Origin of the sequence: Parabacteroides sp. AF39-10AC, assembly GCF_003635405.1 — a bacterium.
Taxonomy (GTDB): Bacteria; Bacteroidota; Bacteroidia; order Bacteroidales; family Tannerellaceae; genus Parabacteroides; species Parabacteroides distasonis.
On sequence record NZ_QTLP01000005.1, the window covers coordinates 117,613 to 134,435 of the forward strand.

At 45.0% G+C, this 16,823-nt stretch carries 13 protein-coding genes; all 13 read right to left on the reverse strand.

The features are described 5' to 3' along the window. The gene (locus tag DW033_RS06235; protein ID WP_008780709.1) at positions 1-1,581 is read right to left on the reverse strand and encodes a peptide chain release factor 3; all 1,581 of its coding nucleotides are present in this window, start codon (positions 1,579-1,581) and stop codon (positions 1-3) included. Between the two features lie 29 nt (positions 1,582-1,610). Beyond that, positions 1,611-2,474: a dTDP-4-dehydrorhamnose reductase gene (rfbD, locus tag DW033_RS06240; protein WP_122297542.1), complete on the reverse strand. Its 864-nt coding sequence runs from the start codon at positions 2,472-2,474 to the stop codon at positions 1,611-1,613. A gap of 15 nt (positions 2,475-2,489) precedes the next feature. Continuing rightward, entirely contained in the window at positions 2,490-3,038 is a 549-nt protein-coding gene (locus DW033_RS06245) for a DUF4924 family protein (RefSeq protein WP_122297541.1), read from the reverse strand. Further along, the gene (locus DW033_RS06250; protein ID WP_122297540.1) at positions 3,035-3,961 is read right to left on the reverse strand and encodes a Mur ligase family protein; all 927 of its coding nucleotides are present in this window, start codon (positions 3,959-3,961) and stop codon (positions 3,035-3,037) included. The genes DW033_RS06245 and DW033_RS06250 overlap by 4 nt, the downstream gene beginning before the upstream one ends. A gap of 63 nt (positions 3,962-4,024) precedes the next feature. Beyond that, positions 4,025-5,494 (reverse strand): PD40 domain-containing protein, encoded by a 1,470-nt coding sequence (locus tag DW033_RS06255; protein WP_122297539.1) that lies wholly within the window; start codon positions 5,492-5,494, stop codon positions 4,025-4,027. Continuing rightward, positions 5,491-7,266, reverse strand: coding sequence for a DUF6057 family protein (locus tag DW033_RS06260; RefSeq protein ID WP_122297538.1), 1,776 nt, complete (start codon positions 7,264-7,266; stop codon positions 5,491-5,493). The genes DW033_RS06255 and DW033_RS06260 overlap by 4 nt, the downstream gene beginning before the upstream one ends. Positions 7,267-7,281: 15 nt before the next feature. Beyond that, complete coding sequence (locus DW033_RS06265) at positions 7,282-8,850, reverse strand: ATP-binding protein (RefSeq protein WP_008780705.1); 1,569 nt, start codon at positions 8,848-8,850, stop codon at positions 7,282-7,284. A gap of 79 nt (positions 8,851-8,929) precedes the next feature. After that, positions 8,930-10,240: an HlyD family secretion protein gene (locus DW033_RS06270; RefSeq protein ID WP_122382543.1), complete on the reverse strand. Its 1,311-nt coding sequence runs from the start codon at positions 10,238-10,240 to the stop codon at positions 8,930-8,932. 23 nt (positions 10,241-10,263) lie between these two features. After that, positions 10,264-10,839 (reverse strand): ATP-binding cassette domain-containing protein, encoded by a 576-nt coding sequence (locus DW033_RS24855; protein WP_233554138.1) that lies wholly within the window; start codon positions 10,837-10,839, stop codon positions 10,264-10,266. 10 nt (positions 10,840-10,849) lie between these two features. Beyond that, the gene (locus DW033_RS06275) at positions 10,850-12,451 is read right to left on the reverse strand and encodes a peptidase domain-containing ABC transporter (RefSeq protein ID WP_233554139.1); all 1,602 of its coding nucleotides are present in this window, start codon (positions 12,449-12,451) and stop codon (positions 10,850-10,852) included. A 1-nt stretch (position 12,452) separates the two neighbouring features. Continuing rightward, positions 12,453-13,184, reverse strand: coding sequence for a glycosyltransferase family 32 protein (locus DW033_RS06280; RefSeq protein WP_121736671.1), 732 nt, complete (start codon positions 13,182-13,184; stop codon positions 12,453-12,455). Between the two features lie 86 nt (positions 13,185-13,270). Then, a complete protein-coding gene (locus tag DW033_RS06285; RefSeq protein ID WP_122382544.1) occupies positions 13,271-14,452 on the reverse strand; it encodes a 6-bladed beta-propeller in 1,182 nt (393 codons plus the stop codon). Positions 14,453-15,115: 663 nt separating this feature from the next. Next, the gene (locus tag DW033_RS06290) at positions 15,116-16,813 is read right to left on the reverse strand and encodes a RagB/SusD family nutrient uptake outer membrane protein (RefSeq protein ID WP_122382545.1); all 1,698 of its coding nucleotides are present in this window, start codon (positions 16,811-16,813) and stop codon (positions 15,116-15,118) included. Positions 16,814-16,823 lie beyond the last annotated feature (10 nt).

Here is a 16,823-nt window from a genome sequence, read left to right on the forward strand (position 1 = left end):
TTAGAACTCTGATGTAAAATGGAACTTAATATCCGGAAAATCCTGTTGGGCCATCATCAATACATAGCTGGAATCCGCTAAATAAACATCACGGCCTTCCTTATCCAACGCCATATATTGCGCCTTACGTTTCTTGAAATTTTCCAATGCCTGTTTGTTATCACTCTCGATCCAGCAAGCCTTGTATAGGCTGATCGGCTCCCATTTACATTGAGCGGCATACTCATGCAACAGGCGGTATTGAATAACCTCAAACTGCAATTGTCCCACCGTACCGATAATCTTCCGGCCATTGAATTGATTGGTAAACAACTGGGCGACACCCTCGTCCATCAATTGTTCGATACCCTTGTTCAATTGCTTTGCCTTCATCGGATCTGCGTTCTCTATATATTTGAACATCTCGGGCGAGAAGCTCGGCAATCCCTTGAAATGCAATTCCTCTCCGGAAGTCAACGTATCCCCTATCTTAAAGTTCCCGGTATCCGGCAAACCGATAATATCCCCGGCAAACGCCTCATCCACCACTTCTTTCTTCTGAGCCATGAAAGCCGTTGGGCTACTGAAACGCATCATCTTACCGAAGCGTACATGCTTATAGTTCGCGTTACGCTCAAAACGACCGGAACAAATCTTTACGAAAGCGATACAACTGCGATGGTTCGGGTCCATATTCGCATGGATCTTGAAAATAAAGCCGGTGAAATTATCCTCGTTCGGGTCTACCACACGCTCTACCGCATGGATCGGACGTGGCGAGGGAGCGATACGGATAAAGCAATCCAATAGCTCTTTCACACCGAAGTTATTCAGAGCGGAGCCAAAGAATACCGGAGCGATATCCCCATCCAAATACGTATTCACATCAAATTCGGGATAAACCCCCTCTATCAACTCTATATCCTCACGAAGCTTCGCGGCTTGCGTAGGATCAATATAAGTCTCAAGATCCGGACTCGTGATATCCTTGAATTCCACATTCTCCGTCACATATTGCTTACTCGGGGTATATAGGTTCAGTTTCTGCTCGAAAATATTGTATACGCCCCGGAAACGTTGTCCCATATCGATCGGCCAACTCAATGGGCGTACCTTTATCTGTAATTCTTCTTCTATCTCATCCAGCAAATCAAAAGGATCTTTACCATCACGGTCCATCTTGTTGACAAAAACGATCACCGGAGTCTTACGCATACGGCAAACCTCCATCAACTTACGAGTCTGCGCCTCTACTCCCTTGGCGATATCGATCACGATAATAACGCTATCCACCGCCGTCAAGGTACGGAACGTATCCTCGGCGAAATCTTGGTGGCCCGGTGTATCCAAGATATTAATCTTATGATCGGAATAATCAAAAGCCATTACGGAGGTAGCTACGGAGATACCGCGTTGCTTCTCAATCTCCATCCAGTCGGACGTGGCAGTCTTCTTGATTTTATTAGACTTCACCGCTCCCGCTACATGGATAGCGCCACCAAATAACAATAATTTCTCGGTAAGCGTAGTCTTACCGGCATCCGGGTGGCTGATTATGGCAAACGTTCTTCTTCTTTCAATCTCTTCTGAATACTGGCTCATTCTATTTTATATGTATATATTGTTATCAGTTACACTTTGTTATTCATGCAGTAGGCCAAGCTAGTCTCCCAATGGGGAATCGTCAGTCCGTACGTGCTTTTTATCTTACCTTTATTCAATACGCTATAATGCGGCCGGCTGGCCGGTGTCGGATAATCCTTGGTCTCTATGGGTATCACCCGGTTATTCATACCTGCTATTTGCAAGATCTTTACCGTAAAATCATACCAGCTACACACTCCCTCGTCCGAGAAATGATAGATACCCGGTATAAATTTATCCGCCTCGGCACGTTCCAACACGGTAAGCATAGCGACCGCTAAATCTCCGGCATAAGTAGGCGTACCCACTTGGTCGAATATGAAACGCAACTCATCCCGCTCCTTTCCCAAACGCAATACCGTCTTCATAAAATTGTTTCCATACTCGGAATACAACCAAGCCGTACGGATAATCACAGAATCCGGACACACCTCCATCAAGGCCTGCTCTCCCGCCAGTTTCGTACGTCCATATACGGAAACAGGACAAGTCGCATCGCTTTCCAGATAAGGACGGCAACTCGTTCCATCGAACACATAATCGGTAGATACATGAATCACCTTCGCACCCACGGCATGAGCGGCCTCACCTAAGTTCCGTACCGCATCCCGGTTGATACGCATACACAGATCCTCATGCTCCTCCGCTTTATCCACCGCCGTATAAGCGGCGCAATTCATGACATATTGAACATCATTTTCCAAGACATATTTCCGGACGGCCTCCTTGTCGCAAATATCCAACGTATCTATATCCGTAAAAAGAAAATTATAGCCGGGATACAGGCTGATACGAGCGTGGATAGAATTTCCCAATTGACCGTTCGCTCCGGTTACCAAAACTGTCTTCATGTCTATATCTATATATTAATCCTCTAGTTTAAGTTCCCCTTTCATATCTTCCCGATATTTCTCGGCGAGCAACGCCAAGAAGGAACTGATTTGTTTAATACCCTCTAACGTCTCCGCACTCACCTCTTTCCCTTGCATACGCAAAAGCAGATAGCCATATACGGCGGCGAAACAAGTTTCCAGCTCCGGCAGATCCTCTCCACCCGATTTAGCCCGGAGCTGTACGATATAAGGAAGCGTCTTATAATAAGCCGCGCTATAAACCATCTCTTTCGGAGATTTCAAAAGACGGAGATGCAAATCGGTCAAAGTAATAATCACATTCTTGTTCAATTGGATATGACCTTTCTCCATCACCCCTTCGCTACGCATCATCTCGCTCAATTCCTCGTACCATTGAGCGATTTCCTTCTTCACCTCCTCGGGCTGGTCGTAATGGGCGATCACCGTGCGGTTGATCGAATCCATATCGAACTTATTCGCCCGGATCAAGTCCTCAACCTGCCACATATAAAGCAGATATTCAGCGATATTCTCTTTTCTTTTTTGTCTAGCTATTATCATATCGGCAAAGATAAACTATATTCCGATAACGCTTGATAAAAATCCGCGTCTTTAACGCCTAACTGCCGGCAAGCCAAACGTGCCGCATTCAGATTGATCAAGAAATAGCGATTGGGAATCCGCACCGGATAGTCTCCGTAGCGAGTATGCAAAAAAGTCTGCCCGTCTTTCTCCACGACCGGATGTTCCTCAAAAGGGATAGCGGTGATATCGCTCCGGACGTCCCCTGCCAACTGACTGACAGTATCATCACCTCCAAAATAAATCAATTTCCCTTCCCGCTCAATAGAAACGGAGAAAGATTGATAAGTGGATAAATAGGCCTCCGGAGTCGCATGATCCGTCTCGGTAGACCAAGATAAATTCGTCAGGATGGCGATATGCGGACGATAGAATTCCAATTGGAAACGCTTGTCCAAGGCAGAGGTGATATGCTCATCTCCTTCGATCAAAGCGATACGTGCCTCATAACTCAAATGTACCCGGTTCGGAAGCGAGTCCACCTTGCTAGTCAACGCATAGTCGAACGCCAACTTTTGCCGGCGCAACGCACAGACCATCATGGAAATAATCGTCTTCTTTCCACGACTACCCGCCACAACAACCCGAGTTTTCGACCGAGTCCGTTGAAATATAAATTCCGGAATGGATTGGATTAACACCCCCAATTCCTTCGCACGCAATAATTCCGGGTTATCTTGCTTTACTTTAGCACCCAAAACCACCGAGTGAATATCTTTTATTAATTTCTCCGGAAACCACCCATCCCCATAACAGGTACAGCCTGCGTTATGAAGTCTTCCTATCATCTCTTCAGTCAGACCACAACCGGAAGCGCTTACCTCATATCCTTTTTCTCGAAGTGCTAGGGCTAGATCTAAAACCAAAGGTTCGGTTACGGAGATCAAATGAACTTTTCGCATCGTTTTGATTTTAGCGCAAAAGTACGACTTTTATAAATACCTTCGGCACAAAGAAGCGAAAAATTAGATGCCCTCGATACGTTTAATGGTCGTGACCTCTTCTTTTCCCGAGGCCTCGACCAGCCTTTCCTTCGAGATTAGAACCGGAGTCCGTATAAATTCCGGGACATTAAAAGAGAACAGGGAACGCTCATAATAATCCGGAGACGCTTGCGGTAACAAGAAGGGCTTGCCGCACTGCCCCCGCTCATCCACATGCACCAAATACGGACGTGTGAAAAGCCCATCGCCCCGCCGGCTGGAAAAGACAAACCAACGACTATTGCCGCTCCAAGAATGATAGCTCTCTACATCCGGGCTATTCACTTCCGGCAAAGAATCGATTGCCCCGGTAGACAGATCCAGCATATGCAAATCCGCATCCTTATGCCAAATAGAGAAATTGCCATAATCGGACACCGTATAAAGTAGCCGCTTCCCATCCGGGGAGACTCTCGGGAACTTAACACTCCGGCCCGCTTCTCTCGCATTATATAAGGTATCCACTTGGGTTCCAATCGAACCGTCTTTCGGATCAAAAGCGACTCGTAGCAGGTTATACCGGACATCCCGATAATTTTCTGGCATACAGACAGAATCCGCCGAACAGAACAGCAGATAGTTGCCATCCGGAGTAAAAGTGGGAAAAGTCTCATAACACGCCATAGAAGCCAATAATGGCGAACTGAATACCCTCTCCTTCTCCGTGTCATAGATCAGCACGTCCGATTCCACGTCATATACCTCAATCCGATTCTCATCGGAAAGATGGAAGTCCTGGTGGGTCTCATTGGCTGAAAAAGCAACATACCGGCCGGATGGATGCCAATACGGATAAACGAACGAAGCCGGCTTACCGTCCCGTTCCAACGCAATCTTCTTTACCTGCCGATGATCAATCAAGTAAGTCCCATTATGAGAACCCCGCTGATGAAAAAGCATTTGTTCCCCTTGTCGCTCACAAAAGGCATGGCAGTTCATACAACTATTATTTGTCGATTGGTTATCAAGAATAGACTTTTCAACATAGTTTTCAACACATCGTTGATAAATCCCCATCTCGTTCCACATCCGATATCCGGGAAAAATACGGCGATACACCAAATAAGCGTCAACGGAATCTCTTGACACATAGATAGGGAAACTCATTTGTTTCCAATCACTTTGAGGTTCTCGAAAATAAACCGTCACATCTATTTGTTTTCCTTGTGCGTCCTGCGATAAGACCTTCCAATCCGTTTCCGGCAGGTTGAAAACACCATGATCGGCTGCGATTATCAACTCCCCATTCATAGTTTTCAACCGAATTATCCCCTGTAGCTGTTGATCAACCAACTTGAAATTGGGAGGGGCCATATTGACCGGTACAGTAACTTCCCTGTAATCCGGAAACACGTCAGTTTCTCCTTGTTCCGCTTGCGTAGGAACTTCCGGCCTACAAGCTACAAGTTCCAAAAGACAACCTATAATCCAACAGATAGATAATCGCTTCACTGTTCTTCTCCTTTAAAGATCTTGAAATAGAAATAATACCAATAGGTATCTCCAAATTGTCGATATATCGAGGACACATCCACTTGGTTGGCAGATCGTCCCAAAACCTGCTTGAATTCCCGGTATCGGTCTACGATCTCCGGCTGTATGGAATAGGAGGAAAGCGATATACTGTCTTTGTCCGCCAACAACAATCCGGCTTCTTGGAAATGCCGGGGTATCGGTTCCCCCTTCATGAAAGGTGTTTCTTCCAAGAATCGGCCAAATGCATCCAGCTTCTTACCCAACAAATAATAACATCCCCGGTATTCCCAACTGATCCGATGATCCGGAAGATTGTATCCACTCCATAAGGAATCGACAGGTACGGACAAACTCAGTCGATCCCTTTTCTCAACAGGCATATATTTGTCACTCAACTCCGGATCTTTATCCATTAATTCCGGATGTACCAGATAGGTAGCATAACGGCAAGCCCAATCTTTATAGAATGGCATAGCGGCAAGCAAGTCCAAATATTTCTTGGCCAGCGCCACCTCACCCCTAATCAGACAAACTTGCACGAAACGTTGCAACATGCGGGCACTCCCTTTACGTTTGGCTTGCGTAAATCCGTCCATCGCAAAACTTTCAGACAAAGAGACATCGCCAACAAGAAAATGAACATCGCTCAATAAACGATCCATGTAAAAGGTCTGATTCCAATCGGCACATAAGCTTTTCGTTCCTTTCTGATCGAAAGTAAACATCCGGTCGGCCAATTCTCCCTTATGGGCCAACGACATATTCAAATAGTTTAAGCTAACATAATTATAGATCTGCTTTCCCCGGTACTTATCAATAATAGCGTCCCATTGCCTCTCCCGGGCTAAGAAAGAGAGCTCGTCAAGCATCATGCGTTGCGCATGCCAAGGTTCCGGCAGGCAAAACCGTATGGATACCAGCACCGTGATCAGACAAACAACAAGGGCTACCCGATCCATCCATTTACTCTTCTCGCCAATCACCGGAACAAAGCGAGCGAATAAAGCAACACCGACAATCGAAAGGGTAAAGAAAGTCCATACACGATACATATAATAATGAGGTAATCGCTGTATCTCCAGATAGGCTTCCGGCATCCATCCATCAGACAAAGGTACAGGAATCCCTAACCATCCGCTAAACAAATATATAAAAAGCGCTGGGATCAAGCAGGCAGAGGCGGCCAATCTTTGCCGCGACGTTTTGTAGCGGAGTAAGGCTAACAGCGTATATAAGAAAGCGTAACAGACAGATAGAAGCCCGGTCAGCCCACATAAAAAAAGTGTAGAGGCAATTCCGTATCCGGCAATAGAACCCGCCCTCCGCACCTTTAGCGAGACCGACAAAGCTAAAAGCATCAAAACCACGCCAACCGTCCCGTCCACCAAATACTCCCCATGAATACTCATCTTAACCAGATACAGGACCGGCAATAAAGAAAGGAACAGCAGGTAGGTCTTGTCAGAGAAACAACGCAAGATCCTATAGACCATAAACCCGCAACCAACGAGTAAAACCGTATGGAGAACCACCGCCGACATAGGCTGCCGGTAGTATTGAATGATCCATTGCCCGGCGACAGCGCAAAATCCTCCCGGCTGAAAAAGGAACTCCCGGATATACCACCACTCAGGTATAAACAATTGCATCTCCTCCTGACCGACAAACACAAACACGCCAAAAAGCAGGAAATAATAAAAAATAGCAGCTGCCGAAAAAGACCAGAAAAGCGTTTGTTTCCAGTTCATATACTTAATAGATTATTATTCCACCAACCATCGCTCGATGTTACGGGTCACAGAGGAGAAGTTCACGCCGATCTTAAAAACTTGCCGCGGATCACTCGCAAAAGGAAGCGCATACTGTCTCTCCTCTATCTGGCGCAACGCCTCCTCGGCGGTGCCGTTCAGCTTGAATTCCATCACGTAGATATAGCGATCGGTCTTCAGAACGAGATCAATACGCCCTTGTGAGGTATGATATTCCACCTGCGTATAAAGTCCAACCAACTTAAATACGATAAAAAGCACGTTCCGGTAATGCAACTCCGTATCACGCTCCGGCTTCTGGCCGGCGATCACCTCATAGGGTGTATCAGCGAAGAAGCTTTGTAAACGGCGGAAGAACGCATCGTAATCACCGGAGCGTATCTCTCGTACGAATTGCCCGATCTCGAAAGGGGTCTTGGGCGCACTAACACTCGTGTAAAATGGAAGGAGATATTTCACGAAACCTTCTTCCACTTCCCGGTTCGGGAAACCTAGCCGGTAGATACCAAATTCAGGATCGTAATCCTTGATCGTCAAGTAACCACTCTGGTAGATTACGGGAACGGGATTTTTCGAGGCAGCATCGATACTGTTCAACACATCCGCATCAGTCTCCGTGTTCGCCATCTCGTAAAGGTCGTAATGGGTATGCTTGAGTAATTCAACGAGGTAAGAGGGCGTACCGGTCTCGAACCAATAATCTCCGAACTCCATCTTGGCGAAGGTATTCAATAGGCTAAAGGGATTGTATATTCCCGCAGACTTGGCGGTAAAATGGTATCCGTCATAGCGCTCCTTGAGTTTCTGGCTGGTTTCCTCATAATCCAGTTCCTGTGTCTCAGCCAGCTCCTTCAACTCCTCTTCTAGGTAGGCATGTATCTCTTTCTCCGTGATGCCACATATCTCGACGTAGCGATTGTCCATCGAGATATCCATAAGGTTATTCAAATCGCTGAACACGCTTACCTTACCAAACTTCGTCACCCCTGTCAACAAAGCGAAACGAATGGCTCTATCCATCGTCTTTAACACGCCGTAGAAAGGCTTCAACATATTCCGCAATTGCGTTTGCGTCTTTTCATCGTGCAGGTTTTGCAGCAAAGGCTTGTCGTACTCGTCAATCAATATCACCACGCGATGCCCGGTCTGGCGGTAAGCCTGTTCTATCACATAACTGAAACGTTCCTCCAAGGCACGATCCTGTTTCTCCGTTCCATATAAAGCCTCCCATTTCTCCAAGAACTCATTCAAGATACTAGTCAGAGCGGCAGTATCTTTATAATGACGAGCATTCAAGTCCAAATGCAAGATCGGATATACCTCCCAGTCTTTCTCCAACCGTTCCATCGCCAACCCCTCGAACAGCTCCCTCTTTCCTTGGAAATAGGCCTCCAACGTAGATAGCAAGAGACTCTTGCCGAAACGCCGCGGACGACTCAAGAAATAGTAACTTCCGGTCTTAGCCAACTGATAAATCAAAGCTGTCTTATCAATATAGAGATAACCGTCTTTACGGATCTTCTCAAAGTTCTGTATGCCGATAGGATAAATTGTCTGGTTCATTGCGATGATCGTTTAGATAACTAATGATGAACAAAGATAGATATTCCTTTTTACCGAAACAATATAAGTATGTATGATTTCAAGTAGCACTTAAAAATCCCTCCTTCACGATCCGCTTAATCGGAAGAAAAAAACGCTCTATCAAGCGTAACTCCTCGGTAACGATCTCTGCGGTAGCCCGCATCTCTTGAGAAACAGGCAAGTCGATACCGTAATTAGTTCTCAGCCCTTTAGGAAAATGGATGTCTGCCGTATAGTATTCATCGGAAGGAACCAACGAAATATTCGATACCACGCCGTTTACCACACCGAACTCCTGATCCGGGAAATTAGAAAAACGGACAATCACCCGCTGTCCTCTCTTAACCTTTCCAGAGCGCACTATCGGTACCTGTACCTTTCCCACCAGTCGCCCCTCGCTCTGTGGCACGATAGTAAAAGCGATCTCTCCGGATGAGATATACTGATTATCATTCCAGTATTTCGTGAAAGTCACAATACCCTCAACCGGCGTAATCAAACAATAGCGCAACCTCCACTCATGTATACTGTTCAGCAATTGTTCCCTAGCTGTCTGCAAGTCCTGTCGCAACATAAATTCTTTTTCGTTCTGCTCCAATGCCAGATCCAATAATACTTGTTCTTGATCTCCAATCCTTATTTTGAAATTCTCGACCGAGGCTACCGCACCTTCTAGAGAATAGCGGCTTTGCAGCATAGAAGCCCGAGCAGTCTCGTGTTCATAAGAGGAAATCACGGATTGGCTATACAATAAAGAATCCCGTGCGTATTGCTGTTCTGCCAAGGCGTATTGTTCCAAAAGGGTCTGTAGCTGCCGCTCGATCTCATTATAGTAAGCCCTATACAAAGCAATTTGTTTATGAATGGAGGCCTTCTTTTGCGAATAATAACCAATAGCCCTATAATTGACACAAGCATGGAGGGCCGACAGAAACCCCGAGTAAGCAGCCTGCATATCTCCTAACGACAGTTCCTTATATTGCGATAAAGCCTTGTCAAGGCTATCCACATCCACTCCAAATCGTTCCAAAGCCTTAGCCAAATACACTACATCCTCCGTATTCGCATGATTCTCCATGATCGCCAGCCAATCACCCTCTTTCACCGCACTATTATTTTTGACAAGCAATTCCTGTAGCTTCCCTTCCGAGCGAGTCATTATCGCCACCGCTGGATGTTGCCCCGTCAATGTCATCTCCGCCACTATCACGTCAGGGTATTTGAAAAAACAACTCCCTGTCAATAACGCCACGACCACAAGAAACAGCAGCGAGATCCCCCAGCGGACAATCCAATCCGGAACTTGCCCCATCACTTCCTGCACCTCCTCGCTACGCAATTCTATATTCTTTCCAGAATTTCTCTCCATCACTATCAACGATCAACTGTCCGCTAATTACCTAACTCCAATTGGTTTCTCACCAATCGATAATAAACCCCTCGCAAAGCCGTCAGTTCCTCATGCGTTCCCTCTTCCACGATACACCCTCTGTCTAATACCACAATCTTATCTGCATCACGCACCGTACTCAATCGATGCGCTACCACTACCACCGTACGTCCTTCATAAAAGGCATGCAACTGTGCCATAATCTCCCGTTCGTTATTTGCGTCCAATGCATTCGTAGCCTCATCCAAGAAAATAAAATCCGGATTCTTATACACCGCACGGGCGATCAAGATTCGCTGTCGCTGCCCTTGGCTTAGCCCATTCCCTTCCAAGCCGATCTTCGTATTATATCCTAAAGGAAGAGAGTCTATAAATTCCCGTATGTTAGCCACCTCAACAGCATGCAGTAAACGGCTCTTGTCCACCACCTCTTCTCCGACGGCGATATTGTTCGCAATCGTATCCGAGAAGATAAAACCATCCTGCATAACAGATCCGGTCTTTGCCCTCCACACATGCGGATTCAAATTGCGGACCGAAGTATCTCCAATCCGCACGTCCCCCCTTATTTGGCTCATAGAAACCGAGCTACAATTTAACAATCGTTGTCTTCCCGCTCCCGCTAGCCCCCACAATAGCGGTCACTTTATTATGCGGTATCGTCAAATCGATATGCTCCAAAACGTAATCCCTATCAGCACCATCATAACTAAAACACACATCTTCCAACCGGATTGTTCGATCATCGGGTAAAGTGTTCAGCCGGTCACCTCCCAGCAGCTCCTCATCCTCCTTCCCATGGATCTCAGCAAGACGTTCCAAACTGATTTTCGCATCTTGAAACGCCTGAGAAAAACTAATAAACTGTTCGATCGGTGACATCAATTGTCCTACTATATAAGTAACCGACATCATCATACCCAATGTCATATCTCCTTGTACCACCGCCCGGGCAGCGATAAAAGAGATCAGTATATTTGTTGTCTGGCTAAAGAAAACCGCCCCCATCTGCTGGTACTGCTGCAACGCCAACCCTTTTATCTCTATTTTGAAGAGTCTCACTTGTATTCGCTCCCATTTCCATCGCATTCGGGTCTCGCTATTATTCAATTTGATCTCCTGCATTCCGGTGATAAGCTGGAAGAGGTTGCTCTGCTCACCGGCCGACAAAGAAAAACGTTTCACATCCAATTCCCGCCTCCAACGCATAAAAACCAAAACCCAAACGACATACAAACCATTCCCCAGCAAGAAAATCCCCAGTATCATCCAATCATAATAGGCCAGCACAAAACCGAACACGATGAAATTCATGAACGAGAAAAGCGTATTGAGCGAGGTCCCGGTCATAAACACCTCAATCCTGTCGTGATCACCGATACGCTGCATAATATCGCCTACCATCTTCGTATCGAAGAAACGGAGCGGCAAACGAGTCAATTTAGCGAGAAAATCAGAAATCAACGCAATATTAACGCGGGTATTAACATGCAACAAGATCCAGCTACGAATAAAGTCAACAGACAGCTTAGCGACAAAAACCATCAGCTGCGCAATAAGCACGAGAGTGATAAAACTAAGATTACTGTCCCGGATACCCGTATCCACCAAGCTCTGTGTAAGAAACGGCAGAATAAACTGCAAGATACTCGCCGTAAGCATCCCCAATCCCAGTTGTATCACCTCTCGACGATAAGGCGAAAGATAACGAAAAAAGAAACCAAGGCTACGCCTCCTGAGCTCCGTCTCCCCTTCCGAATCATAAAACTCCGGTTTTGGCTCCAACAAAAGTGCCGCTCCAGTATCCTTCCCGTCCACCTTCGTACTCACCCAGCACCGTTTAAACTCCTCTCTCGTATAAGAAACAAGCCCGGCGGCAGGATCGGCTATATAAAACCGTCCCTTCTTGATTTTATGACAAATCACAAAATGATTCTGGTTCCAATGCAATATACAAGGCAACAGACATTCGCTTTCCAGCTCCTCCAAAGCGATTCTCACTCCCTGTGTACGGAAACCTATACTCTCCGCCGCTTCACTAATGCCCAGCATAGAGACCCCCTCCCGGGTGATAAAAGCCTTCTCCCGTAAACTCTGTAAAGAATAAGTCCGCCCATAATACTTAGCGATCATGCGAAGACAGGTTGGACCACAGTCCATCGAGTCCGGTTGACGATATATAGGGAACATACTAAACATCATTCTTTATATCTTTCACCCATGAATTGAAAAAGTAATGTACAGCATAAGCATCTTTTAAACAATTGTCTAATTCCTGACTTTCTTCATTTTCTAGCAATAAACGTCGGACTTGATATCCCGTAAATGGAGTCACATATTTTCTAGGCATTATATAGACATCCATTTGTTCTTCTTTTGATAGGTTGTAATATAAATTCATTAACAGCCAAGGTCCTGTAGTTTGTAATATACAATTAAACGGATCAGCGTCATTTATTTCCACAGGATACTCAAAGATAGAATCTATCACCTTTTTCAAAAACCAATGCTTTGGAGTTGATAAAATCATAGCATTATTAAAATAATGAGAAACCGAATGGCCACATTTTTTTTTCATTCCTTCTGAATATTCATGTTCTTCCGAAAAACAACAAGTCTTTCCAGATATTAATGGTTCGATAGATTGTAATGATTCGTAATCTAAATCAATGTACATTCCTCCCATTTGGAACAAGAACAAATAGCGAATCGCATCACATCGTTGAATATTATATGGAAACCTATTAAACAAATCTATATATTGAGGATAATAGTTTTCCATAAACTCAATTATACGATCATCATCCCAAAGAATATATTTCCAATCAGGGTAATCACGTCTCCATGTCTCAATTAAGGCTTTATAACTTTTAGGAAGCTCCTCTGCAGAAGACCATATTTGATGTATTATTTTAGGAATCATACTATGACGGTTATTATTAATCCATCCATTTCAAATCAAAGGGGAATACATTCACATATATTCCCCATATAAGTTTATTATATTCTCTAAGACTGCAATTTAAAGAATACAATCCAATCATTCGTATTATCATCTATTTGAGATACATCTACGTTCTTTAAGAATGGATAGTCATCTTGATAATTCGTTTTTTTTTTAGCGATTTCTTCTACGACCTCTTTCAGCTCTACGGCATTGACCAGTTGGTAAAACTCCCCGCTCTTCTCATCATATCCGTCCGGTGCCCTGTAGCCTCCGAAGAACAGATCATAAGGTTGCCCCCAGTTCTTATTCAAAAGATAAGTATCCGACTTCCGATTATAATAAACCACACATGGATCCCAGATCAAAGAAGGCGCAAACACAATCCAGTCGTCTGTAACGGTCAAGCGATCGAATGAAAGAATGGCCTTGTCTCCCTCGCGGTATTCACGGAATCGGTTGGCTATCTCCTCATCCGCACCACTAAACATATCAGAGGGGATATTCATGCCTTTGAAGTCAAGCGTGGCGAAGACAGACACGGTATCTTCCAACTGATAGATGGATGGATCAAAATAATTTGTCAACAAGATCCGATCGCCATATCTTTTCAATGAATGGTAGGTAGACTGGGAGATTTGCTGTTTCAATAAGTTCTTATTGCTAGGCAGGTACTCAAAGACCGTTCCATCCGGGTGGTATACGGTAAGCTGATAAGGTTGGATATAATTGGAAGCAACAGCTATCGTACCATCTTTTGTGACAGCTATCTGACGACCATTATTTTTCAAAGGAATAGTTTTAATATAATGCCCCTCATAGTCATACAGCTGAATTTTCATATTATCCAATCCGTAAATTTTGTTGTCGGACAGGGCTATATTAAACAACACGTTATAGTCCTCCGCTCCTTGCCCCTTACGGAATATCTTGTTTTTGAACTTGCCATCTCGCCCAAAACGAAAGATAGTCTGTTGCGAGGCATCCAAAAGAAAGATATCATCACCATCCAAATGAATGGTAGAACCAGAACCTTTAAACAAGATATCATCACCTGATTCCAACGGCAACAACTGGATCTCCATACCGGCCAGAAATCTATCAATACTTTCTTTTGGAGATTCTGATTTCAAATCAACTGGACAGATAGATGGAGTCCCATCAAACTTTGCTTCGTTTTTCTTTTCAATACAACCTTGCAGTAATAATATACTACAAAAGGCTAAACCAACTAATTGCTGTTTCATATTATTTATTATTGTGGAATTAAGACTGATATTTGACGAGGAGCATTAACACATCTAGGATCAGGAAAATCCTTATTATCTAATCCATACCCTTTTAATACATCAACAATACATCGATTAGGAAAAGCATAGCACTCCTCAAATATCTTACATGATTTACAAGGACTTGCATCTCTAAAATCTTCACGTTTAGGAAATGCTAATTTTAATGCCTTTGGCAATGGTTTATTACAAGATGACCAAATTTGATGAATAGTTTTAGGTATCAACATTTTTTATCTAAAAAGTATAGATGAAGTTCTAAAGACTTCTACAGTTAACAAATTTACACCTTACTATTATATTACAATTATAATAAATATCACAAATATTTAACACAAAACCAAACATACAAAATTTTTAACGACATTTTTATAAGATGTAAAATTGTTTAGAAAATAACAATAAAATCTGTGAAGCAAAATTAGGCATAATCTACAAAATTTACATGGTCGGAAAAACGCAGTACTACTTACTTCGTCTACGAATATATACTTATTTGCCCGATGCAGTATATATTCTCCAGTCAAGTAAATAGTACTGCGTTTTTCCAGCCATATCAATAGTAAACAGGGAGTATGCCTAACGGCATACTCCCTGTTCCATATCAAATCCTACGAACAATTAATATCCCGGGTTCTGCTCCAATAAATTATTGGCTCCGATCAAGCTGTAATGGATCGGGAAACGGTTCAGGTTCTTATTGTTGGTAGCCTTATGATCCCACCAGTCCTCGGTAACGTAAGCATCCCAACGTACCAAGTCTGTACGCCGACGGCCCTCGCCCAAGAACTCCATCATCCACTCGTCCAGCATACGATACTTGTCCAAGTTGGAGGCTGTCACCGGATCCGGATCTCCCTCAGGGAAATAACGCTTGCGCACCGTATTGATCAAGTTAGCCGCACCCTGCTTATCACCCGCACGCATCTTACACTCCGCCAAGGTATAATACACCTCCGCCAAACGGATCACCGGCACGTCCGGATTACCCTTCAACTTATACTCCTCCTGGTTCGGGCGCGGGCAGCGCTTCATCAAACGCACGCAAGAGTTCTCCTCTGCCGTAGCGATCGTGGAAGGCAGATCCGCTACAGAGGCATATTCCGTACCTACCTTCGCAAAGTAAGCCACCTGGTCTACCACCGTAAGCGGCTGGTCCGCATACTCACGGCTACCCGTACAAACCCAGTCCGGATTCAACGGATTCACCAACTCGCCCACGATAAACATACCGCGATACTTACCGTTACCCTCATATACATACGGTTGCTTACGGATATCCTTGTCGTGGAACTTCCGATAAGGGCTACCCAGCTTATACGTATAAGGCTTGCCGGTCGGATCCAGGCCCGGAGTCAGACCGATACCGTTATTAGAGCCGGAACCTTCCAATCCACCCAAGTAATTCTTATAATTGTAAGGCACCTGCCACGTCCAATAGCCTCCATCCGTCTCCGTCTGGGAGTTCTGGGAAGGGACAGACCAGATGATCTCATGGCTGAACTCATTGCTAAAACCGAACGTGGTAGTCCAATCAGCATCCAGCTCATACGTTCCATACTTGCCATCCAATATATCCTGGCAGATCTGGGCAGCCTCAGTATACATTTCCTTGCCGATATAAGACTTCGCGTTGAAATACAGGCGAGCCTTGGTCATGGCTCCCGCAGCACGATTGATAGTACCGGTCTCCATCTTGCCCATCTCCGTCTTGATCGGCAAGTTAGGGATAGCCACATCCAATAAGGAATCGATAAAATGGAACGTTTCCACATCGGTAGAGCGCCCTCTCACCTCGCTCTTGGTCGTGGTGTACAAGGCCACGCCGCCGAAGAAGTCCAAGCCATCCAAGTAAAGGGAAGCGGCCAGGGCAGTCTGCTGCGCGATCATGGACTCTTTCGTACCCGGCTCGAAGCCCAGCTTATCGAAATCTACCTCGCTCAGGTCTTCCACCGCGTCCCAAGCCAATGCCACACCCATGGCGAAGTTAGTCCATCCCGTCTCGATACGCGTCATGTCTTCGGTATACTCATGGTGATGGAACTTCTGATAGTTAGCACCGTCGAACCAGTCGCTTCCGCGTGTCGGCAACACATATTCATCCGTACCCAGCTCCTGCAAAGCCCAGCGAGGATCATCTTGTCCCAAGTACCAACGCCAGTGCGTGAAAGAACGATTGAAACGTTGCCAGACAGCCTCCTGCGAACTATAGAACGTTTCCGGTACGACCTGTGAGTAGAACTCCGGGTCTACGTTACAAGAGGTAGCCGCCGCGAGGCAAGCCACACCCATCAATAGTGATTTAAATATATTTTTCATTTTTAGACAA